This is a genomic window from Dyadobacter subterraneus (assembly GCF_015221875.1).
GTDB classification, from domain to species: domain Bacteria; phylum Bacteroidota; class Bacteroidia; order Cytophagales; family Spirosomataceae; genus Dyadobacter; species Dyadobacter subterraneus.
The window spans coordinates 830,986-853,735 of record NZ_JACYGY010000002.1 but is presented as its reverse complement, the minus strand read 5'-3'; the positions used below and the strand labels follow the sequence as shown (position 1 = coordinate 853,735).

General features: G+C 39.5%; 26 protein-coding genes. 16 read left to right on the top strand and 10 right to left on the bottom strand.

Going from position 1 to position 22,750, the window contains the following annotated elements; translation table 11 throughout:
• Both IEE83_RS29000 and IEE83_RS28995 read right to left on the bottom strand, forming a co-directional pair.
• Positions 1 to 855 (bottom strand): hypothetical protein, encoded by an 855-nt coding sequence (locus tag IEE83_RS29000; protein WP_228102119.1) that lies wholly within the window; start codon positions 853 to 855, stop codon positions 1 to 3.
• Between the two features lie 138 nt (positions 856 to 993).
• Entirely contained in the window at positions 994 to 1,884 is an 891-nt protein-coding gene (locus IEE83_RS28995) for a DUF58 domain-containing protein (protein WP_194124226.1), read from the bottom strand.
• 69 nt (positions 1,885 to 1,953) lie between these two features.
• Between IEE83_RS28995 and IEE83_RS28990 the strand changes: the two genes are divergently transcribed.
• A complete protein-coding gene (locus IEE83_RS28990) occupies positions 1,954 to 2,328 on the top strand; it encodes a DUF4296 domain-containing protein (RefSeq protein ID WP_194124225.1) in 375 nt (124 codons plus the stop codon).
• A 31-nt stretch (positions 2,329 to 2,359) separates the two neighbouring features.
• Positions 2,360 to 3,112, top strand: a complete 753-nt coding sequence (locus tag IEE83_RS28985) for a polyprenol monophosphomannose synthase (RefSeq protein WP_194124224.1) — start codon at positions 2,360 to 2,362, stop codon at positions 3,110 to 3,112.
• Here the strand turns inward: IEE83_RS28985 and IEE83_RS28980 are convergent.
• Positions 3,090 to 4,283 (bottom strand): M20 metallopeptidase family protein, encoded by a 1,194-nt coding sequence (locus IEE83_RS28980; protein WP_194124223.1) that lies wholly within the window; start codon positions 4,281 to 4,283, stop codon positions 3,090 to 3,092. The two genes, IEE83_RS28985 and IEE83_RS28980, sit on opposite strands and share 23 nt — an antisense overlap.
• 230 nt (positions 4,284 to 4,513) lie before the next feature.
• On the opposite strand from IEE83_RS28980, the gene IEE83_RS28975 reads away from it, so the two are divergent.
• The 6 genes from IEE83_RS28975 (at position 4,514) to IEE83_RS28950 (ending at position 10,123) form a co-directional block, all read left to right on the top strand.
• Positions 4,514 to 5,395, top strand: a complete 882-nt coding sequence (locus IEE83_RS28975) for a class I SAM-dependent methyltransferase (RefSeq protein ID WP_194124222.1) — start codon at positions 4,514 to 4,516, stop codon at positions 5,393 to 5,395.
• A gap of 82 nt (positions 5,396 to 5,477) precedes the next feature.
• Entirely contained in the window at positions 5,478 to 6,413 is a 936-nt protein-coding gene (locus IEE83_RS28970) for a glycoside hydrolase family protein (protein WP_194124221.1), read from the top strand.
• A 188-nt stretch (positions 6,414 to 6,601) separates the two neighbouring features.
• Entirely contained in the window at positions 6,602 to 7,420 is an 819-nt protein-coding gene (locus IEE83_RS28965) for a phytanoyl-CoA dioxygenase family protein (protein WP_194124220.1), read from the top strand.
• 71 nt (positions 7,421 to 7,491) lie between these two features.
• A complete protein-coding gene (locus IEE83_RS28960) occupies positions 7,492 to 8,466 on the top strand; it encodes a glycosyltransferase family 2 protein (protein WP_194124219.1) in 975 nt (324 codons plus the stop codon).
• Between the two features lie 20 nt (positions 8,467 to 8,486).
• Positions 8,487 to 9,320, top strand: a complete 834-nt coding sequence (locus IEE83_RS28955; RefSeq protein ID WP_228102118.1) for a glycosyltransferase family 2 protein — start codon at positions 8,487 to 8,489, stop codon at positions 9,318 to 9,320.
• 38 nt (positions 9,321 to 9,358) lie between these two features.
• Positions 9,359 to 10,123 carry a glycosyltransferase family 2 protein gene (locus tag IEE83_RS28950; protein ID WP_194124218.1) on the top strand — a complete coding sequence of 255 codons (765 nt, stop codon included), beginning with the start codon at positions 9,359 to 9,361 and terminating at the stop codon, positions 10,121 to 10,123.
• A gap of 48 nt (positions 10,124 to 10,171) precedes the next feature.
• Here IEE83_RS28950 and IEE83_RS28945 read toward each other — a convergent pair whose 3' ends face one another.
• From IEE83_RS28945 to IEE83_RS28935, 3 genes are read right to left on the bottom strand one after another with little or no spacing between them, the layout of a single operon-like run.
• Complete coding sequence (locus IEE83_RS28945; RefSeq protein ID WP_228102117.1) at positions 10,172 to 10,606, bottom strand: hypothetical protein; 435 nt, start codon at positions 10,604 to 10,606, stop codon at positions 10,172 to 10,174.
• A 15-nt stretch (positions 10,607 to 10,621) separates the two neighbouring features.
• Complete coding sequence (locus IEE83_RS28940) at positions 10,622 to 11,785, bottom strand: 1-deoxy-D-xylulose-5-phosphate reductoisomerase (protein ID WP_194124216.1); 1,164 nt, start codon at positions 11,783 to 11,785, stop codon at positions 10,622 to 10,624.
• A 19-nt stretch (positions 11,786 to 11,804) separates the two neighbouring features.
• Positions 11,805 to 13,307 (bottom strand): GH3 auxin-responsive promoter family protein, encoded by a 1,503-nt coding sequence (locus tag IEE83_RS28935; RefSeq protein WP_194124215.1) that lies wholly within the window; start codon positions 13,305 to 13,307, stop codon positions 11,805 to 11,807.
• A 176-nt stretch (positions 13,308 to 13,483) separates the two neighbouring features.
• Here IEE83_RS28935 and IEE83_RS28930 point away from each other — a divergent pair, with 176 nt between their 5' ends.
• The 7 genes from IEE83_RS28930 to nadD all read left to right on the top strand — a co-directional run bounded on the left by IEE83_RS28930 (position 13,484) and on the right by nadD (position 18,387).
• Positions 13,484 to 14,509 (top strand): rod shape-determining protein, encoded by a 1,026-nt coding sequence (locus IEE83_RS28930; protein ID WP_137337963.1) that lies wholly within the window; start codon positions 13,484 to 13,486, stop codon positions 14,507 to 14,509.
• 67 nt (positions 14,510 to 14,576) lie between these two features.
• The gene (gene mreC, locus IEE83_RS28925; protein ID WP_194124214.1) at positions 14,577 to 15,416 is read left to right on the top strand and encodes a rod shape-determining protein MreC; all 840 of its coding nucleotides are present in this window, start codon (positions 14,577 to 14,579) and stop codon (positions 15,414 to 15,416) included.
• Positions 15,413 to 15,916, top strand: a complete 504-nt coding sequence (locus tag IEE83_RS28920; RefSeq protein ID WP_194124213.1) for a hypothetical protein — start codon at positions 15,413 to 15,415, stop codon at positions 15,914 to 15,916. The genes mreC and IEE83_RS28920 overlap by 4 nt, the downstream gene beginning before the upstream one ends.
• 229 nt (positions 15,917 to 16,145) lie before the next feature.
• Positions 16,146 to 16,745: a sigma-70 family RNA polymerase sigma factor gene (locus tag IEE83_RS28915; RefSeq protein ID WP_137337960.1), complete on the top strand. Its 600-nt coding sequence runs from the start codon at positions 16,146 to 16,148 to the stop codon at positions 16,743 to 16,745.
• 88 nt (positions 16,746 to 16,833) lie between these two features.
• On the top strand, positions 16,834 to 17,124 hold the full coding sequence (locus IEE83_RS28910) for a phosphohydrolase (RefSeq protein WP_194124212.1): 291 nt from the start codon (positions 16,834 to 16,836) through the stop codon (positions 17,122 to 17,124).
• A 10-nt stretch (positions 17,125 to 17,134) separates the two neighbouring features.
• Positions 17,135 to 17,704 (top strand): guanylate kinase, encoded by a 570-nt coding sequence (gmk, locus tag IEE83_RS28905; protein WP_194124211.1) that lies wholly within the window; start codon positions 17,135 to 17,137, stop codon positions 17,702 to 17,704.
• A 110-nt stretch (positions 17,705 to 17,814) separates the two neighbouring features.
• Entirely contained in the window at positions 17,815 to 18,387 is a 573-nt protein-coding gene (gene nadD / locus IEE83_RS28900; protein WP_194124210.1) for a nicotinate (nicotinamide) nucleotide adenylyltransferase, read from the top strand.
• A gap of 4 nt (positions 18,388 to 18,391) precedes the next feature.
• On the opposite strand, the gene IEE83_RS28895 is transcribed toward nadD, so the two are convergent.
• On the bottom strand, positions 18,392 to 18,784 hold the full coding sequence (locus tag IEE83_RS28895) for a hypothetical protein (RefSeq protein WP_194124209.1): 393 nt from the start codon (positions 18,782 to 18,784) through the stop codon (positions 18,392 to 18,394).
• Between the two features lie 206 nt (positions 18,785 to 18,990).
• Between IEE83_RS28895 and IEE83_RS28890 the strand changes: the two genes are divergently transcribed.
• On the top strand, positions 18,991 to 19,425 hold the full coding sequence (locus IEE83_RS28890; RefSeq protein WP_194124208.1) for a nuclear transport factor 2 family protein: 435 nt from the start codon (positions 18,991 to 18,993) through the stop codon (positions 19,423 to 19,425).
• A 70-nt stretch (positions 19,426 to 19,495) separates the two neighbouring features.
• Here IEE83_RS28890 and IEE83_RS28885 read toward each other — a convergent pair whose 3' ends face one another.
• The 3 genes from IEE83_RS28885 to IEE83_RS28875 form a co-directional block, all read right to left on the bottom strand.
• Positions 19,496 to 20,206 carry a porin family protein gene (locus IEE83_RS28885; RefSeq protein ID WP_194124207.1) on the bottom strand — a complete coding sequence of 237 codons (711 nt, stop codon included), beginning with the start codon at positions 20,204 to 20,206 and terminating at the stop codon, positions 19,496 to 19,498.
• Positions 20,207 to 20,349: 143 nt separating this feature from the next.
• Positions 20,350 to 21,279, bottom strand: a complete 930-nt coding sequence (locus IEE83_RS28880; protein ID WP_194124206.1) for an AraC family transcriptional regulator — start codon at positions 21,277 to 21,279, stop codon at positions 20,350 to 20,352.
• Between the two features lie 173 nt (positions 21,280 to 21,452).
• Positions 21,453 to 22,592: an acyl-CoA dehydrogenase gene (locus tag IEE83_RS28875; RefSeq protein WP_194124845.1), complete on the bottom strand. Its 1,140-nt coding sequence runs from the start codon at positions 22,590 to 22,592 to the stop codon at positions 21,453 to 21,455.
• Positions 22,593 to 22,750: the final 158 nt, after the last annotated feature.

Below are 22,750 nucleotides of genomic sequence, written 5' to 3'. Positions count from 1 at the left end.
TCAGATCTCAGAAGGTGTATTATTTTCCAGAATCTGTCTGCGTTTATTTCGATAGAGACGCATCGCTCCCATTTTCAATACTTCGAGTGATTTATCCATTTCTTTGGACTTTACTTGTCCATAAATGATTCCATCCATATTTTTTAGCGCCACGGCCAGTCCTTCGTCGGGCATATTATCCATAATTTCTCTGGTGGTATAGGTTGCAAAAGGTTTTTTTTCCAACCGTTCCAGGTAATTTTTCCAGACGATAATTGCTTTTTCCGCGTCTTTAATATCGTTATGTTCTCTGGCATTTTTCAGCAAACGATTATAGGAACGATTATATTCCATATGCCTCCGTTGCAGTTTAAACAATTGCCATTGTTTGTAAATATCACTTCCAAAAAGCCAGTAAACACTTCCTGCTACGCCAATAGCCAGTGTTAAAAAACCGATAAATATTGAAAAATTGAACTCATGACTTAGCGGCAATAAACCGATTTCAGGTTTTAAAGAAGTGGTATCTGTGATGCCCTTAAAATTACTTTTTCGTAAAAAAATAGAATCCGTTGTTGTAAAAATCGCAGTGCAATCTTTTCCGTTAAAAATAAAAACAGGTATTTTCAGTGTTTGTCCTGGCGTAATGTTAAAGGTTACCAATTGATAAACGGCGCTATCAAGACTTCCTTTCTGGTCGGTACTTGAAGTGAAATTTTTCTTTGAAAGAACTTCAAAAGTTGAAAAATTATAGGTTGTGTCCGGAAAAAAAACTTCGGTTTTAGGCGGATGTCTAAAACTCAGCGCATAAAAAAAAGGTTTTCCAACCTCAATACTATCCGACAGGAATTTTCCCTTTGGCAATGATTGGCTCAAAACTTTTTCAGAAAACAGATTTCCCAACATTATCACGCAAAACAAGAAAATTGTTCGCGACAAATGATAACCGATACTTCTGTTGAAAAGGGAAAACAATTTTATTTGACTTTTTAATTACTGGTTTTATTTCAAATTTCAGGATGAAGCCATCCCGCCTTTGGCATACCGTCTGATTTTGAAAAGGCGGATTAGAGCCGGTACATAATCCTCCTGCGTATTAATGGAAATATAATCTGCGCGGTTCTGGTGACAAAGTTTTTCCAGTTCCGCACTTCTGCTTTGAAAACGATTGGCCATATCTTCACGGTATTGGCTGGATGAAGTATTTACCCAGGTTGTCCGTTGTTTTTCCGCGTCGTAAAGCGGAATAATTCCCAGCCTTGGCAAACTCGTTTCCCGAAGATCATACAAATGAATGACGATCAGATCATGTTTTCTGGCAAGCGCTTTCAGGTTATGCTGGTAATTGGTATCAATAAAATCAGAAATCAGAAATATAAGGCTACGTCGCCTCAAAACATTTAACGCAACTAAAATAGCATCTGAAATATTAGTTTTTGTTGATTCCGGTATCAGTTTATAAAGTTCAGAAAGCAAGCTATATCCATGTTTCATTCCGTCCGACGGGCGAATATATCTTTCATTTTTATCTGAAAAACACAACAGACCCACCCGGCTCGCTTCCTGAATCGCGGATAAAGTCAATACACCGCAGATTTCTTTGGCGATATCAATTTTGAGTTTATTTATCTCTCCAACACGCTGTGAAGCACTCACATCCAGCATAAAAAATGCTGTTTGTTCCTTATCCTCCTTAAAAATTTTTATAAAAGTTCCATGGCCTTTTGCCGACGTATTCCAGTCTATAGCACGAACATCGTCGCCGTACTGATACAGGCGCAGATCGTCATATTCCAGTCCGGAGCCTTTAAAAACGGAATGAAAGTTTCCATGTCTCTCACTGGTGACCGCCTTCCGCATCCTAATTTCGTACTTTCGGAGTTTCCCCAAAAACAGTTCAAACATGTGTTTTCCGAAAAAATTACCACCTTTGCAACTTATTGCAGCTAAACAAAGATAGGTATTTTGGGAATTATGACGCGACGGATTATTAATTTCTCATTCAGTTTGATATTGGTGGGAAGTATAACCATGATTTTTGCGGGCTGTTATAAGGAAGAAACACCACCAGATGGAACACTTTCTGAGGAAAAAATGGCAGACATTTTAACCGATATTCATATTGCAGAATCGCGTGTTACCCGTTTACAGCTCAAATCTCTGGATTCTTCTATCCTTATTTTTGATCAGCTTAAACAGGAGGTTTGGAAGAAGAATAAAGTGGATACGCTTGTTTATAAAAACAGTTATTCTTTTTACATGACACATCCGCAATATATGACGCGTATTTATGAAAACGTGGTGAAGCAAATTGAGCAGAGGGAAAAAACCAAAAATATAAAGCCTTGAAAATTCTTCTTTAACTATAAACTAATCACAAGTGAACCAAAATATTGTAGTAATCCCCACCTACAACGAAATTGAAAATATTGAAGCGATTATCCGAAAGGTTTTCAGCCTTTCAAAACCTTTCGATGTATTAATTATTGATGATGGCTCACCAGATCAAACTGGCGCTGCGGTGAAGGAATTACAGAAAGAATTTAGCGGATCTCTTCATCTCGTTGAAAGAAAAGGAAAACTTGGTTTAGGAACTGCTTATATCCATGGTTTCAAATGGGCTCTTGAAAAAGGCTACGAATATATTTTTGAAATGGATGCAGATTTTTCTCATCCGCCGGAAGATTTGATCCGTTTGTATCAGGCTTGTGCTGAACAGGGACATGATGCCGCTATCGGCTCACGCTATATAACCGGCGTAAATGTAGTAAACTGGCCGATCAACCGTGTTTTGATGTCTTATTTTGCAGGATATTATGTGCGGACAGTCACCGGAATGCCAATTATGGATCCTACGGCCGGTTTTATTTGCTATACACGAAAAGTTTTAGAAACGATTGATCTGGACCATATCCGGTTTATCGGTTATGCGTTCCAGATTGAAATGAAATTCAATTCCTGGAAATATGGGTTTGACATTGTAGAGGTTCCAATCATCTTTACAGACCGGACAAAAGGAGCCTCTAAAATGTCTCGCGGGATTTTTAAGGAAGCAATTTTGGGTGTGCTTAGCCTTAAAGTCAACAGTTATTTTAAAAGATATATTCCTGCTAAAAAGCAAGTTCAGAAATAGCCAGCCAGCTCATGAGCCCGGGGGCTATTTCTAATGATGTTTCATCTACGTCAAAGGTTGGGGTATGCACGCCGGAAATAATTCCTTTGGCTTCATTACGCGTCCCCAATCTGTAAAAACAGGAATCGACCACCTGGGAATAAAATGCAAAATCTTCTCCTGCCATCCACAGGTCAAGATCTACGACATTTTCTGCACCCATATATTCGGTAGCCGCGGTTCTTACCCGGCGGGTTAATTCCGGATGATTTTTCAAAAACGGATATCCTTTTACAATTTCAAAAACACAGCTTCCGCCCATGGCTTCTGCCATGCCCTCCGCCATTTTTTTCATTTTTTTCAATCCGTCTTCACGCCATTGTTCATCCATACAACGCCAGGTTCCCTGTAAGGTAACTTCGTTTGGAATGACATTCGTAACGCCATCTGCAATAAAACGCCCGAATGACAAAACAGCAGGGTTTGACGGTTTTCTGTAACGACTGATGATTTGCTGCAACGCCACAACGATGTGTGAGGCAATTAAAATCGGATCTATTAACTGGTCTGGTGCCGCTGCGTGGCCCCCTTTTCCGATCACGGTCACATATAATTCATCTGTACTGGCCATGTACATGCCTTCACGGAAACCGATTTTACCAACCGGAATATTAGGAGCAACATGCTGGCCCATCATACTTAATGGTCTTGGGTTTTCAAGAACACCTTCTTTAATCATCAAAGAAGCTCCGCCCGGTGCTTTTTCCTCAGCAGGTTGAAAAACAAGTTTTACTGTTCCTTCAAACTGGTCTTTTAACTGGTTTAAAATTCTTGCAGTGCCAAGTAATGAAGCTGTATGCACATCGTGCCCGCAAGCGTGCATAACGCCTGGTACAAGCGATTTGTATGGAACATCGTTTGCCTCAACAATCGGCAGCGCATCCATATCTGCACGTAAACCGACAATTTTTTTACCCGGATTTTTTCCTTCGATCAAAGCAACAAGTCCGGTTCCTGCAATACCTTCCTGCGGCGTTAGTCCCAATGCACGAAGTTCTTCCGCAACAAATTGTGCAGTTTTAAATTCTTCAAACGACAATTCCGGATTGGTATGTAAATGCCGGCGATTTGCGACAACGCTCGCCGCCTGTTCCTTCGCGAGTGACTTTATTTTTTGTTGCAGGTCAAACATATTTACAAAGAGAAAATGAATACTATGAGCACACCAGAATTAATACTTTTTCCGGTATAAGCCCGGCAAAGGTACGAAGAAATAAAATCGGGCAGAATGGCGAAATCCAGGTATTCATAAAAATCAGAAGATTTATATGGCTCTTTTAGTAACAACAATGCCTAATTTTAAAGTACTTCTAAGAAAAAAAAGTAATTTTGGCTTAACACATCAATATAGCAAAAAACGTAATGACGCATCAGGATTTTCTTAAAGCGTTGGTTTGTCCGCTTACCGGCAGTCCATTAACAATCGCCGCAGACGGCAAAACGCTTACCAGTGAAGACGGTACAATCTATGAAGTAGGCGACACAGGAATTGTCAACATGCTTTATCCTAAGGAGTTACTACCAGGCGACGCACACGAACAATATCTTTACGATCAGGCATTTCTTCGTTATGATAAAGGCGTTTCATGGGTTTTTGAAACTTTAAATCACTCGGACGAAGCAGCCACACGCCGCTTTTTTATTGATTTGATGGATCTTAAACCAGGCATGAAAGCACTTGAAGTAGGTGCCGGAACCGGAAAAGACTCTGCTTTAATTTTGGAAAAAGTAAAACCAGGCGGAACTGCAGTTTTATCTGATTTATCTCCAAATATGCTGAAACTTGCTCAGGAGAAACTTTCTACTGACGATGTTAACGTTCATTACTTTTTAGGAAATGGCTCATATTTGCCGTTTGCCGACGATACTTTTGACGCTGTATTCCATTTTGGCGGTATCAATACTTTCTCAGAAAGAAAAAGAGCATTTGACGAATTGACACGCGTTGTTCGTCCGGGTGGAAAAGTGGTTGTGGGTGACGAAAGTGTTGCGCCATGGTTACGGAACACGCCTACTTATGCTACTTTATTGAAAGCGAATCCTCTTTTCCGTGCCGAGGTACCGATTGAGGATGTTCCTGCAAATGTTGAGAATTTCAAATTGCACTATGTTTTCGGGAATGCTTTTTATGTAATGGAATATACTGTTACTGCAAAAGCTCCGGAAGTTGATATTGATCTTCCGATTCCTGGAAAAGATTTCGTAGATAACTGGCGTTTGCGCGCTGAAAAAGCGGAAGCTTAACAGAAATTTAGCAGTTGATTTACAGCAAATCAGTTTGTTGTAAATAATTTGCCGCAAGGCAGACTTTTGAATCAATAAAAATATGTGGGTTAAAAAAGGAGTAGTATACAAGCCGGATGGGACTTTGCCGCACAGTCTTTCGCATGCACAGGTTCCATTTGCTTACAAGCATAAAGATTTTTTACGCGTTTATTTTTCATCCCGTGATGCAAGCGGTCAATCCAGACCAACTTTTATCGACGTAGATTATGAAGATCCTTCCAAGATTCTTTATATCCATGACAAACCGGTACTTGAATTAGGCGGTCCGGGAGAATATGACGAAACCGGCGCAATGCCAGCCTGGTTTGTGGATATGCCAAACGGAGATATCTGGCTTTATTATACCGGCTGGAACAGAACACATAATTCATATCGCCTGTCGATGGGATTATCTGTCAGTAAAGACGGCGGATTGACATTTGAAAAAATGTTTAAAGGCCCGATTATGGATCGCAGCATTCAAAACCCGATCTGGGCTGCACAACCTTCTGTGATGCGTGAAGACGACGGGACATGGAGGATGTGGTACATTTCAGGACATAAATGCGAATACATACACGGATATCCCGAGCCATTCTATCGCGGACAATCTGCTACTTCTAAAGATGGAATTCATTGGGATATCAGTGATATTCCAACGCTTGATTTCGACGATTTCCTGCACGCTGTTGGCCGTCCAAGTGTTTTTAAAGAAAATGGTATTTACAAAATGTACTATTCTTACAGAAACGCAACGGATTATCGCACCGACCGTAACCAAAGTTATCGGTTGGGTTATGCAGAATCAACGGATGGAGAAACCTGGGAACGCAAGGATAATCTGGTTGGAATTGGAAAATCTGACAACCCGGAAGATTTCGATTATCAAATGATCAACTACGCCAACTATTACGAACATAACGGCAAGAAATATCTGCTTTATAACGGTAATGGATTTGGTGCAGCAGGATTCGCCTACGCGGTTTGGGAAGATTAAATCTTTCGTTAACTAAAAAGATAACCAAGGTCATTATTTGACTTAAAAAAGAATTATAAATTTGTGAATAACAAATTAAGACAGCAGAATAATAAATTTAACCATGTAACTATCAGTAAGTTATATTCAATTTAAAATTCGTTTTTACAATTTGTTATTCACTTTATAAATCGAAAATCAACAACAAGATGAGCACACTTCAGCAGCAATTTAACAACGACGGATATGTTATCCTTCGTAATTTTTTAGATAAAGATTTAATCAATTCAATTTATACCGAGGCGCGCAAAATTTTTGCTGTCCAGATAAAAAGAGCAACCGGAAAATCGGTTGATATTGATGATAAGGATGCTTTCGAAAATGCAATGTTTGAATTTTTCGAAAAGGATTTTAATGCTTTTGTCAATACCGGAAAAACGGTTCAACATTCATTTTCATTACATAGATTGGGTGTTGATCCGCAAATTGAAGATTTACTGAAACAAGTTGGTATATCAAATCCGATTATCGGAGCTCGTCCTGCGATGCAGTTTAACAGTCGTTTTTTGTCAAAAGATGGCAGCAAACACTGGAAACTGGATGCACACCAGGACTGGCGCACAGGCCAGGGATCTTTGGATAGTACGGTGATCTGGTTTCCTATGGTTGATGCAGGTGCTGATATTGGTGCTTTGCAGGTAATTCCGGGAAGCCACAAAACAGGTTTGAAAGAATCCAGTACTTCTGGTTACCAGGGCGGAATTACAGCGGGAATTAAAGATGAAGATTTTGTTCAGACTGAATTTTCAGTAGGTGATATTCTGATTTTTTCTGCTTTTCTGGTACATCAGTCTGGAAATAATATTACCAATAACATCCGCTGGTCGGTTCAGTTGCGGTATAATAATCTTGACGAGCCTACATTTATTGAGCGCGGATATCCGATGGCTTATATTTATGCTCCTGAAAAGGAACTTGTGACGCCGGATTTCCCAAGCGTGCAGCAATTACAGCACGTATTTAGCTGAGAAAGTAATGGCTTTGCCATTTTGTGACGAAACGTGAAGAATATCAGCTAATCCATTGACAGTTAAATATTATGAATAAGGTAAGTGTAGTTATACTTACGTTCAACCAAGCCGCTTTTATTGGTAAAACGATAGAAAGTGCTTTGAATCAAACGACAAATTTTGATTACGAAATACTTGTCGGCGACGACTTCTCAACGGATGGAGCGAGAGATATTATTTTAGATTATCAAAACCGGTATCCCGGAAAAGTAAAGGCCGTTCTGCATTCCAAAAATCTTGGGCAGAACGGTCTTTTCAATACAATCGAAACACTTAAACTTGCTGACGGACAATACATTGCGCCCTTAGATGGTGATGATTACTGGACCGACACGACTAAGCTTCAAAAACAGGTCGATTTCATGGATTCACATCCTGATTATTCCGCCTGTTTTCATAATGCGCTGATCACTTTTGAAGACGGATCTCCTTCCGTTGAAGTGAACCCGCCAAATCAAAAGGAAAAAATCGAAATGGAAGATCTTATCGGAGAAGATGAGATCTGGTTCATGGCAACTTCGGCTGTGATGTTTAAAAACCATCTGATGTATTATCCTGAATGGTTTTTGAAATCAACGAGCGGTGATATTCCACGTTATGTGATTTTGGCAAAACATGGCCCGATCGGATATATTCCGGGCGTTATGTCAGTTTATAGAAAAAATAAAGGCGGAGCCAGCTTTAAGGATCATTATCGTGACGTACGTTTTTTACGTAACCGGATTATGATGTACAAAGGCATTAACGAAGAGACAAATCACCAGTTTGATAAATCTCTGCGGAAAAACATTGCGAGGTATTATCGCATGTTGCTGGACGCCAGGCAAATGTCAAAAAGCTATTTCAGAAGAGCTGGTCTGGCTGCAAATTATCTTTTTCTTAAAGGCGCTGATCTTAGAGAATGCAAGGATGTGACGCGTGATTATATTTTGCCAAAATGGTTGATGAGCGCTTACAGTTTTGTAGCCCTGCTGCCATACCGTTTTCGCCAATCGAGTCATTGAAAAATCAATTCTGAATGACTATGATCAAAGTTTCCGTTTGCGTTCCTACATTTAATCACGAAGAATATATTGAGCAAATGCTGAAAGGCGCGCTCATGCAGGAAACTGATTTCGCTTTTGAAATTGTAATCGGTGACGACGCCTCCACAGACAATTCGCAGGAGATTATTCAAAAATACGCTGAACAATATCCTGAAATAATCAGAGCCTATTTGCATAAAGAAAATCAGGGACCAGATAGTCCACGGGAATTTGCCGGAAGAAATAATGTGCTTCAATTATTGAAAGCCTGCAAAGGTGAATATGTGGCGATGTGTGAAGGCGATGATTATTGGACGGATCCGCATAAACTTCAAAAACAGGTTGATTTTCTGGATTCTCATCCGGATTTTTCAATTTGTCACCACAATATGCTGGTAACTTATGAAGACGGATCACCGGGCCATACTTTCAATAAGGATTCTCAGCCACTTGTTTCTACTATTGACGATATTCTTCAGGATCGATGGTTTATGGCAACAGCAAGCTGGATGTACCGGAATTATTTCCTGACAGAAGATTTTGCTCCCTGGCATGCGCTTGCAGCTGCGGGCGACTGGGCGTTAAGCATTCAGCTGGCCGCCAAAGGGAAAATTGGTTATCTGCCTGAAATAATGGGCGTGTATAGAAAACACAGCGCAGGACTTAGTAATGTCCATTCAAATGTGAATGTCTGGTTTTTGAAAAACCGGAAAGAAATGTTTGAAAATGTAAACCTGTGGCTGGATAAAAAATACGACGCAACAATTATCAAGACCGTTGCCAACTATGGCGAACAACTACGAAAACTAGAAAAAATTGGCAGTTCAATATAATACTCTTTAATTTGTACTGTTTTTCAATCCGAATATAGATGAAGCTAAGTGTTGTAATACCAGCATATAACGAAGAAGAATCGATCACTGACACTTTAAGGTCTCTTTATCAAACCTTGAAGAAGTACAATATTCCGCACGAAATTTTCGTGACGAACGATAATTCAAAAGATGGAACAGTACGTGTGCTGGATGAACTTTCTATCGAAATTCCAACACTTGTTTACCAGACCAACCTTGGACCTAACGGTTTTGGATATGCGGTTCGTTATGGTCTTGAACGTTTTTCAGGAGATTGCGTAGCCGTTTTTATGGCCGACTTATCTGATGATCCTGAGGATCTTGTAAAATATTACAACAAAATGTTGGAAGGCGATTACGATTGTGTTTTTGGATCGCGCTGGGAAAAAGGAGGAAAAGTAATCGATTACCCTGCTTTGAAAAAAGTAATCAACCGGGTTGCCAATTTCATCGTACGGATAATCATGGGTATCAAATATAACGACACCACCAACGCTTTCAAATTATACAAAAGAGAAACGATTGAAGGTATCAAACCTTTTCTTGCACCGCATTTCAACCTTACAATTGAACTTCCTTTGAAAGCGATCGTTCGTGGTTATAATTACGCGGTAGTTCCTAATAGCTGGACAAACCGGAAATACGGCGAGTCAAAATTGAAGATTAAAGAAATGGGAAGTCGTTATTTCTTTATTTTGATGTATTGCTTCATTGAGAAATTTTTCTCCCGCGGCGATTACATGAAGAAATCAGTAGCTCCGAAAAAAGAGGTTAGCAGATAATCTTAAAACAATATACATTTTTGAAAGCGTACATTTATGTGCGCTTTTTTATTTTATCCACTCCTGAATAAAAGTCATTTTATGAGCGAGATAGGAAACAAAAAAGCCCCATCCTATTGCACTTAATGTCATATATAAAAAAATAGAAGTCCTTGGTACACGGAAGGCTACGGCCAGCGCAGTACCAAAAATCGGCGTAAATAACGGAGGCGTCAAAAGTGCAATACCAATGATCCCGAATTTTTTCCAGATCCGCACCGCCATCCGGTTTGTTTTACTAAATCTTTTTGGATCTCCTTTTCTGTATTTTTTTAGAAGTGCCTGAATACCTTTTCCAACGTAAGTCACAACCAAAACACTGAACATCATTCCGGCGATTGAACATAGCGCAGTTTCAATCCAGGTCAGGTTCAAAATGACTCCGGTAATCGGACCTCCAAAAAATTTAAGCGTACTGGCTAGCGCAACTGATATATATTTCAAAAAAATCCCTTTCATTTAAACTTTTACTTGTATCATTTCCAAGGCAAAGCGCCTTGTAGCTTCATTGGTGTCAACGTAGTCAAGGTAAGTCGGATTTTCAACATAATCAATTTTAGCAATGCTTTCAATAATCACATCCGAAATTTCCAGAAAACCAATTCTATCCTGAAGGAACGCTTCAACTGCAATTTCATTGGCTGCATTTACAATACATGCCGCATTTCCTTTTTTCTCCAACGCCTGATAAGCAATGGCAAGGTTTCTGAAAGTTTCCAGATCCGGCTTTTCAAAGGTTAATGAAGGATAAGCCGTAAAATCAAATCTTGGAAAAGATGACTTCAATCGGTATGGATAATGAAGCGCATACTGAATTGGTAATTTCATATCGGGCAAGCCCATTTGCGCTTTGATACTTCCATCTTCAAACTGCACCATCGAATGAATAATGCTTTGCGGGTGAACGATCACATCAATCTGGTTTGCAGAAAGATCGAATAACCATTTGGCTTCAATTACTTCCAAACCCTTATTCATCAATGTGGCGGAGTCAATCGTAATTTTCGCCCCCATACTCCAATTCGGATGTTTGAGTGCCTGCAGTTTGGTAACCGATGCTAAAAAAGCACTATCTTTTCCACGGAACGGTCCGCCGGAAGCCGTCAGGATTATTTTTTCAATCGGATTATTTTCTTCTCCCGCCAAACATTGGAAAATCGCAGAATGCTCTGAATCAACCGGGTAAATGCTGACATTATATTCTTTGGCAAGATTCGTGATTAATTCTCCCGCCACAACCAGCGTTTCTTTATTTGCCAGAGCAATATCTTTTCCCGCTTTTATGGCATGGATGGTTGGTAATAAACCTGCGTAACCAACCATTGCTGTTAGCACAATATCAATAGAATCAGATTCTACAACGGAAACCAACGCCGAATTTCCACCATATACCTTTATGGAAAAAGAAGAAAGTGCGGCAGACACTTTGTCATAAAACAACTCGTTGCCTATCACAACCACCTTTGGCAAAAACTTCACTGCCTGTTCGATCAGCAAATCTGCATTGTTTTGTGCTGTGAGCACTTCCACAGAAAATATTTCCGGATTGGCTTCAATGACATCCAAAGCCTGCGTTCCGATAGAACCTGTGGAGCCTAAAATGGCTATTCTTTTTTTTGACATGGTTTCTTTAATAAAAACTTTACAGCGAATTAATCTTCGTCAGCGCATCTGCGATGTTCCGGTCGTTGGAAAGTCTGGGTACTTTATTTTGCCCGCCCAATTTTCCGCTGGCTCTCATATAATCGATAAAGGAATTTTTACGCAACGGAGTCATTACCAACTTACGTAAAATGCTTCCCTTAATTAAATCATCATAATAAACATTTAATTCCGTAAGCCGCCTGTCAATATCATTCACAAACTGTTCCATATTTACCGGCAACGTTGCAAATTCAACAAACCATTCGTGATATGGCAAACTTCCCTGATTTGGTGTGACCATCGGCGCAACGGTAAATTCAACCACTTCCACTTCCGGATGACGTTCCATGGCATAGCGAAGTGCTTTTTCAATCTCTTCGCCAATGACATGTTCTCCAAAAGCGGAAATAAAATGTTTAATTCTCCCGGTCACCAAAATCCGGTACGGATCCGTTGAAACAAACTTGATCGTATCACCAATGGAATAACCCCAAAGGCCGGCATTACTACTTACGACTACCGCATAATTTTTACCGATCTCAACCTCTTTGATCGAAAGCCTTTTCGGTTTGTCGTCAAAAAAGTTTTCAACCGGAATAAACTCGAAAAAGATGCCTGAATTTAAGAGCAAAAGCAGCCCTTCTTCCATTTGGGAATCCTGGTAGGCGAAGAAACCTTCTGACGCCGGATACAATTCAATTGAATCGATTCTTTTTCCGATCGATTCGTAAAGTTTTGCTCTATACGGTTCAAAGTTTACGCCGCCATAAATAAAGAGAGAAAAGTCCGGAAAAACGTCTTTGATCTTCTTTCCTGTTCTGTCAATAATCCGGTCAAAATACATCTGAACCCAGGGAGGAATTCCGGAGATCAGCGACATAGGCTGGTCTATTGTTTCATCAATGATTTTGTCCAGTTTCGTCTCCCAGTCTTCAATACAATTGGTCTCGTAACTTGGTAATTGATTCGCCCGTAAATAGGCAGGAACGTGGTGATTGGAAATACCTGACAAACGTCCGGTTAGTACGCCGCCGGTTTCTGTCATCACAGGACTTCCTGAAAGAAAGATCAGTTTATTGTCCAGAAATTCAGCCTTTCCTGTTTCAGCAATATAGCTTAAAATAGCGTTTCTGGCCGAATTTATATGATTTGGAATTGATTCCTTTGTTATGGGAATATATTTTGTACCAGAAGTCGTACCTGATGTCTTGGCAAAATAAAGCGGTTTTCCCGGCCAGAGAATGTCAGATTCCCCATTTTTCAGATAGGCGATATAACCCTTTAAATCTTCATAATCCCGAACCGGAACTGCTTCTTTATATTCTTCATAAGTATGAATATCTTTAAAGAAATGATCCTTTCCGAACTTCGTATTTACTGCTTTTTCAACCAGTTTTGCACGCCATTCTTCCTGCACCTGGGTGCTTTTTGCAATCCAGTTTTGCTGTTCTTCAACAATATATTTAGCCAAAGGATGGCTCAAAAGTGCTTTGATTCCCATATTAGAAACAAATGTACACAGGATTTATAAATTCTATTCTACAAGCCTAAAACACACTTGTATACAGGCCAAAAAACATCCCCAAAGTGAAATTTGTTAAATGCCTTTGTTTGTGGGTAATAATCTGTAATTTTGCACACCTGAAATCAAAGTGAGCGAAAATTTTAAAAATATATATGGGATTGTTTGATTTTTTGACAAGTGATATTGCGATTGATTTGGGTACGGCAAATACTCTGATTATCCATAAAGATACAGTAGTTGTTGATGAACCATCAATTATCGCCATGGATAAAACCACTGGCAAAGTATTAGCGATAGGCCATACGGCCATGCAAATGCATGAAAAGACGAATGAGAATATTAAGACCATTCGCCCTCTAAAAGACGGTGTAATTGCCGACTTTACCGCTGCGGAAATGATGATCCGCGGCATGATCAAGATGATTGATACCGGCAGCCGCTTTTTCACTCCGTCCCATCGCATGGTTGTTTGTATACCATCAGGAATTACTGAGGTTGAAAAACGTGCCGTAAAAGATTCATGTGAACACGCTGGCGCAAAAGAAGTATACATGGTTCATGAACCGATTGCTGCCGCAATTGGTATCGGTATTGACATTACCCAGCCAAATGGTGTGATGATCGTTGATATTGGTGGTGGTACTACTGAAATTGCCGTTATCGCATTGTCAGGTATCGTTTGTGAACAATCTGTACGTATTGCAGGTGATGTTTTCACAAGAGATATTGTTGATTACATGCGCCGTGAACACAATCTTTTGATTGGTGAACGTTCTGCCGAATTAATTAAAATGGCAATCGGATCAGCTTCTCCTGAATTGGAAAATGCATTGGAAGATTACCAGGTCCGCGGACGTGATTTGATGACTGGTATTCCAAAAGAAATTCGCGTTACTTACAGTGAGATCGCTTATTCGTTGGATAAATCAATATCTAAAATTGAAGAAGGCGTAATGAAGGCTTTGGAGATTTCTCCTCCTGAACTTTCAGCTGATATTTTCAAAAATGGTATCTGGCTTACGGGTGGTGGTGCTTTGATCCATGGTTTGGACAGACGCATCTCCCAAAAAACTAAATTACCTGTACACATTGCAGACGATCCGTTAAAAGCGGTGGTAAAAGGTACTGGTGAGGTCCTTAAAAATCTGGAATTGTACAAACCTGTTTTGATTTCGTAGTATAGGATCGTTCACAGCATGTCAGTTGTAATATCAGCTGACATGTTGCGTGTGAATATATTAACCCATGCTTCAGCTAGTAGATTTCGTTGCCCGGAATCGTTTCTTTTTGGTATTTATCTTGCTGGAAGTTTTCAGCGGATGGTTAATTGTGCGCAGTAATTCGTATTGGGGTGCTACTTATTTTAATACCTCTAATTACTACGTTGCCAAAACACTTGCCCTTTCCAGCTCTGCCCAGGAATACACCCATCTCGACGAAGTCAACTCAGATCTTGCAGCAGAAAACGCACGGCTCAATGCTTTGGTGGCGACACTAAGTCAGAAAAATGCGAAGGACGCTCCTCTTGGTTATGTTCCGGATTCGGCTTTTAATTCAAGATTTACGTATACCGTTGCGAAAGTTGTAGATAATGAAATCAACAGGACCAACAATTACATTACAATCGACAAAGGTACTAAGGACGGAATTCAACCTGATATGGGTGTAATTTCTGCCACCGGAGTTGTTGGTAAAGTACGTTTTTGTTCAGAAAATTATTCGATCATTACTTCGATCCTGCATTCCCAATTTATGGTTTCTTCCAAACTGGTTAGAAGCAAGGAAATTGGAACGGCCAAATGGCCAGGAAAAGACCCTAATTTTCTGGATCTTGTAGACGTTTCCCGTTACACCAAAGTTTATAAAGGAGATTCTGCCGTAACTTCCAATATGAATTCCGTTTTCCCGCCAGGCATCATGGTTGGGAAAGTTAAATCCGTCACTGTTCATCCCGATCAGACTTTTTACAATATCAGCCTTGAACTGGCAACCGACTTTAGAAACCTTTCTTATGTCTATGTGGTGAAAAATCGGCAACTTGGGGAACAGGAAAAATTAAAACAACGCATAGGAGATCGCCAATGAGTTTACGCCAGGCAATACAATATTCCTTAATGGTTCTGCTTTACCTGCTGCTGCAGCTCTTTTTCATGCGCAATATGGTATTGTTTAACTATGCCTTTTGCTTTATTTACATTGCCGGTATTCTGATTTTACCGACAGAAATCAGCAGAATGTATTTGCTCTTTATAGGCTTTGGCGTTGGATTTACTGTTGACATTTTCTCCAATACTTTTGGAATGCATGCGGCAGCTACTGTCCTGATCGCTTACCTCCGCCCCTTCCTGATTCAATATCAAATGGAATCCAAGGGAGCAGAACGAACAGAAATTGGAATCCGGAGTCAGGGAATTGGTGCCTTTTTGGCTTACATTCTTCCCTTAATTCTTGTTCATCATGCAATGCTTTTTTTGATGGAGATGAATAATTTTGGCATGATATTGCATACATTGCTTCGAATTGCGGCCAGTGCCCTGTTTACACTAATAATGATTGTACTCGTGGAACTTTTTTCAAGAAGGTAACATGACAATTTGACCTACCCTCCATATTTGGCTCGAAATTTGATGTTTATACATGAATTAACGATGGTCTCTTCTTTTTTAGAGATTATTAATGTCAGGTAAAAGTCCTTTCAGCGAAAAAATGTGCATCCCGAAATAATGGTAGTTCAGGAAGTTAGAAACGCCATTCATCAAAATTTGCTTTGTACGATTTGGAGCTGTTGATAATCTTTGTAAATTCAGCATTCCTATGTCAGTTGCCATGTCAGAATCGATCACCACTAATGAATACACAGACGATCTCCGTTACGAGATTTTCAATCGTGAATTCATGCCACACATAGACTCCATGTATAACTTCGCCTTCCGCCTAACCATGGATGAAGACGATGCAAACGACCTGGTGCAGGACACATACCTGAAAGCTTTCCGGTTTATTTCTTCTTTTGAGCAAGGTACAAATGCCAAAGCATGGCTTTTCCGTATCCTCAAAAACAGCTTTATTAACGATTATCGTAAAAAAAGTAAAGAACCGTCCAAAGTAGATTATCAGGAAGTTGAAACTACTTATAATTCCGAAGAAGCGTCAGATACAACTTACACTGTCGACCTTCGTGCGGATGCAGTTCAGGAGCTAATTGGAGACGAAGTTGCCAATGCGTTGAATGCACTGCCTGTTGACTTTCGTACTGTAATTATTTTGTGTGACATTGAAGGATTTACTTATGAGGAAATGGCCAAAATCCTTGACATTCCGATAGGTACAGTCCGGTCAAGATTGCACCGTGCGCGTAACCTTTTGAAAGAAAAACTAAAAAGTTATGCAAGTTCAATGGGCTATGATTCATAACCCATGAAACTTTTTTTATGCACTATTGGGTTATAGGGTACAGTCGTACATATATATTCCAAAAAACAATTTACCAGCATAATTTGTGATGAATGCATCTTCCCATACGCCTTCTGTTACAGAAGAAGCGCAAAAACAAACCATGAAGCATAGTTGCGAGCATCATGCCGAATGCATGAAAATCATTCAGGCGATTCTCGATGATGAAGCTACGGAAGCAGAAAAGGATCATTTCAGGGAAAACATGGATAAATGCCTTCCTTGTATCGAGGCGTATCGTCTTGAAAAATGCATAAAGGAATCACTAACTCTTAAATTGGTGAAGAAACCTTGCCCTCAGAGTATTATGGATACGATTTTATCCAAAGTAAATAGTTAGTCAGGTCCGCGTGAAAGGTAAGCTTATCATATTTTCTGCCCCATCAGGTTCTGGGAAGACAACCATAGTCCGGCATCTTTTAAATAAGTATTCCTCGCAATTAGCGTTTTCGGTTTCGGCTTGTACACGTTCCCGTCGCGAATATGAAGTGGACGGGAAAGACTATTACTTTTTATCCATCGAAGATTTCAGACAAAGAATTGCAAATCAGGAATTTGCTGAATGGGAAGAAGTGTATGCCGGAAATTATTACGGAACTTTGAAAGCTGAGATTCAAAGACTCTGGGATGAAGGAAAACATGTAGTTTTCGATGTGGATGTGAAAGGTGGGCTGAAATTGAAAGAAGCTTATGAAAAAAATGCGCTGGCTGTTTTTGTAAAAGTTTCGTCCGAGGAAGAAATCCAGCGCAGACTTGGAGGCCGCGGCACTGAAACAGAAAAAACACTGGCAACACGTCTTGCAAAAGTTCGTTATGAACTAAGTTTTGAACATGAGTTTGATACTGTGGTTGTTAACGACAATTTAGAAGACGCTTTAAAAGAAGCAGAAAATCTTATTGAGGAATTTATTAAAGCCTGAATAATTCATGTCATGTATTTGTCAGTATTTTGTCATTTTTGTCATGAATTTTATTTTTAAATAATTCTTTCGCAATTTCTCCTCTATCAGCTTAAAGCCCCACAAATTTTATGAAGATCGGTCTGTTTTTCGGATCCTTTAATCCAATACATATTGGTCACCTTATCATAGCCAATACCATGGCTACCGGGACAGATCTTGAACAGGTCTGGTTTGTGGTAAGTCCTCAAAATCCTTTTAAAAAAAATAATAGCTTATTGCATGAATTTGACCGCTTTGATCTGGTATCAAGAGCAGTTGCCGACAATTCCATGTTAAAAGTTACTGATATAGAGTTTCATATGCCAAAGCCCAGCTTTACCATTGATACGCTGATCAGAATGCAGGAAAAATTCCCTCAGCATGAGTTCAAGCTGATCATGGGCGAAGACAATCTTGCACAATTTCCGAACTGGAAAAATCATGACAAAATACTGGAATATGTAGGTCTATACGTATATCCCCGTCCGAATTCCCAGCCACACAAATTTAAAGATCATCCGGCCGTAAAATTTGTTCAGGCTCCCCTGCTGGACATTTCCGCCACTTATTTGAGAGCCTGTCTTAAAAGTGGAAAATCGATACGGTATATGGTTTCCGAGCCTGTGGAAGAGATGATACGGATTAAGAAGTTTTATGCTTGACCAATCACAAAGGCCGGCTCTGATAAGTAATCTCCGACATCAACCCGATTGCATTAAATTTCAAAATCACTTTCTTAGCATCTGATTTTTTGGTAATGTCATCACATTGCGATCCTTTTTCCAGAAAGTATATATAGAATTTTGTATTGCGCTCGCCTAGCTGGTGAATGTCAGGGCGGCCGAGAATTTTGCCGATATCGTCTGCGAATTTTCCCAGCAACTGTTTTTGTTCGGCCTTTAAGTCGTCAATTAACGTTACACGCTCTCCTTTGCATCCTCCACGATCTTGTCGCCATTTTTTGACATCAAGCTTGCCAAGTTTGTCCGGAGGTGTTGAGCAGCTTGTTAATATTACAAAAAGCATTAAGACAGAAAAGAACGATTTTATTTTTAACATGTTAAATTTTCGTGTTGGGTTCTTAATTAAAGGGCGAATCTACTCATATAATCACAAGACAGGAAACCGTTAGATATATTGATTGAAATCAAAGATTTTGGAAGTTGCAGACTGTTAGAAAATCATTAAGATTTTTGTAAAAATTTGCACATCATTTAGCTTTTTTGCAGATTTCATCAACATTTTTTATCAACCTTAAATACTTTATGAAAAGATTATTGCTTTTCGGCCTCCTTACTTTCGGCTCCGTTTCCACTTATGCACAGGCTGGTTTTTCGTCACCAATGAATGCCACAGAATGTTCCAATGCATTTTTTAAGGCACTTTTGGATGAAGACAGTAATGCATTGAATAATATTTTAGCCGACGATTTTTCCATTGTCAGTTTTGACGGGCGCCAAATTGATCGTAACATGCTTTCTCAGGCAGTTGCACAAGGATACCTTTCCGTTGAAACCGGAATGCTCTCGGGTGCCCGTACACGTGAATATGGCGATGTTGGCGTGGTAACCGGTACCTGGAACGTGAAAGGGAAAATTGAATCCAACGGTTTTCAGAATGAAGTTACCTATACCATTGTTTCTGTAAAAAAGGGAGGAAGCTGGAAAGTGGCAACAGTGCAACTTACGGCTGTTCAATAATATTTCAAGAAAACAGGATGCCGTATGGACATCCTGTTTGATACTTTTCTGAACAAGTAAAGCGCATTTTTTATTTTCCAATCGGTACAAGTATACCTAAATGAACGGAAGCTCCACGATTATGAACTTTCGAATCGTCGCCATCAACAGACGTTGCAAGATTTCTTAATCCAAAATGATAACGCCCTTCTGCAAAAACTTTTAAGGAACCCAGCGAATACGACACTCCCGCGCCACCTACAATTCCATAGTCAAATTTATGTGTATCGTCACCAGAACCGTATGTTTCATCTTCACTTGTTTCGCTAACCAATTCTCCATTAACATAAGCCTTTGAGCTGGATTTAGCTCTCATATTATTTGTCATCAAACGCAGCTCCGGCCCTAAGGAAAGTATGCCTTCTAACTTTCCTAATTTAGGTTTGTACTGAAATAAAACGGGCATTTCAATATAATTCACTAATAATTTTCCTTTAACCTCAACTCTGATTTGCTGATTGTTTGCAAATTGATCTATCTTCTCAGAAATTCTTGCGCCTCTCTGAGAAAATCCCGGCTCAAACTGAATACTGGTAGAAGCGCTAATGGGCAGATTAAACAAAACAGCAAAGTTTAGGCCCGTTTTGGCTTTAAAAGGGAAATCCTGATCGCTGCCTTCTACCGAAAAGTTGGCAAAGTTTACCCCACCTCTAAGACCAACACTTATTTGTGCTGTTGTAACAGATGAAAATATAAAAAGGAAAAATAAAATGGTTAGTGATACTTGTGAAGATTTTTTCATGATCTAAATCTTTATTTGAGTAGTATCGAAATATAAATTTATAATTGTTATTATAAAAATTATATTCATTTTAAATACAAAAAAAGGAGCTGCCTTTTCAGACAGCTCCCAGCATCAAATTTTTTCTATTTATTCCGTTACAACTAAACGTTCATCAAAGACTCACGACGACGCATTTTACCAGCAGGAATACCAAACATCATTTTGAAACGACGGCAGAAGTAAGCTGTGTCTTTATAGCCAACATCAGAACCGATCGCACGGATACTTTTCTTCGAAGTACGAAGCAAATCAACTGCTTTCTCCATACGTTGGTATTCGATATAATCCTGAGGATTAATACCTGTAAGCATTTTGAAATACTGTCCAACATAATCTTCTGAAACGTTTGCAACATTTGCCAAAACTTTATTGGATAGATCGCCCCCCAAATTGTCTTTAATATAAGCAAAGATGTCAATCAAACGAGGATCTTTAAAATAGGTACTGTTTGTAACAAGTTGTTCAACAAACAATTTATTTTTAAGAATGTAACGAATAATTTCGATTACAACTTCTTCGGTTTTGATTTTAATGATACGTCCTTTACCAGGAATATCAAGCATATCCTCAGTAAGGATCTGATTGATTGTAATTGCGATTTGATCGTCTCTTTTGATCAAAAACGGAGGAACATCAAGAGAAGTAAAGAAGTTAACGGTATCAAAAACTTTTGCTTCAAAAGAAATCAAACCAAATGTATTTGGCAATTTTCCGATTAAAGCTGGGTCATGTCCGGCTTCCATATAATTATCCCGGTTTGTCATGAACTCCTCATTCGATACCGTTTTCGCAGTTTGGGTGTTACCATAGGTTACAGTTGCGTGCTTTCCACCCGGAATAAACAACATGTCGCCTTCCTCAACCTTCTGAGATTCTTCGCTACCAAACGAAACTTCTCCATCGTACAAAATTGTAAGTGAATTCTGTACGTCGTAAAAATTCTTAATTGTGATCGGTTGTAAAATGCGAATATGTCTTGCCCTTACAAACTTCACGCCTAATGACTCGATAATCTTATTATAGTCTTCCATACATGTATATATTTAGGGCCCGAAAAGACCGTTTATTCAATTTTTGTACAAATCTAATAAATTGTACAAAACTAATACAAGCATGTATTAACAAAAAAGATAAAAAAAGTATCTTTTTAAGTTGAAATTAATACCACATTTAGAACAATATGCAGGAAAATGCTCAAAATGGCCTATTTTAGCAACTCACGGGCAATTACTAATTTTTGGATTTCAGAGGTACCTTCATAGATTTGTGTAATTTTTGCGTCACGCATCATACGTTCAACGTGATATTCCTTCACATAGCCGTAACCCCCATGAATCTGAACGGCTTCCGTTGTCACCCACATGGCAATATCGGACGCAAAAAGCTTGGCCATAGCGGCCGCCTGAATGTAATCCTTGCCCTCATCTTTGAGTCTGGCTGCTTTATAAACAAGTAATCTTGCTGCTTCAATTCGTGTTGCCATTTCTGCCAGCTTAAATTGAATCGCCTGATGATCGCTGATCGGCTTTCCAAAAGTTTTTCTTTCCTGGGCATATTTCAGCGACAATTCAAAAGCTCCTGCGGCAATACCTAATGCCTGCGCGGCAATCCCGATCCTGCCTCCGTTCAGAACGGTCATGGCAAACTTGAAGCCAAAACCATCTTCTCCTATCCTGTTTTCTTTCGGAACCTTTACATCCGTAAACATTAATGTATACGTATCAGAAGCCCGGATTCCCATCTTGTCTTCTTTTTTTCCAATCGTAAAACCAGGTGCGCCCTTTTCTACAATTAAAACATTAATTCCCTTATGGCCTTTTTCCGGATGCGTTTGTGCGATTACCAGACAAATTCCGGAGGAATTGCCATTTGTGATCCAGTTTTTTGTTCCGTTTAACAAATAATAATCTCCTTTGTCCTCAGCCGTTGTTTGTTGTGAAGTAGCGTCCGAACCAGCTTCCGGCTCCGATAAACAAAACGCTCCGATAGTATCCCCGGAGGACAGTTGTGTCAGATATTTTTCTTTTTGTTCTTCACTTCCATAAGCCTGAATTCCCCAGCATACGAGTGAATTGTTTACTGACATGATCACACCGGCAGATGCATCCACCTTTGAAATTTCTTCCATCGCAATGACGTATGAAAGTGTATCCATGCCTCCGCCGCCATATTCCGGCTTCACCATCATACTTAAAAATCCAAGATCACCCATTTTTTTTATCAACGACCTGTCAAACTTTTGTTCGTTGTCACGTTCAATAACACCTGCTAGTAACTCATTCTGAGCAAAATCACGGGCTGCAAATTGTACCGCCTCATGTTCCTCGCTCAGATTTAAATCCATTCCGGCAAGTTGTGCATTATATGGCATAAGAAAAGTACTTTTGTTTTGATGAATTACTCAAAAATACCTTTTTGCAATTTAGTATGCAAGCATACGACTTTGCAACTTATTAAAACTTTGCATTTTGCTGATCGTTTTGAAATAAAGATATCTTAAGT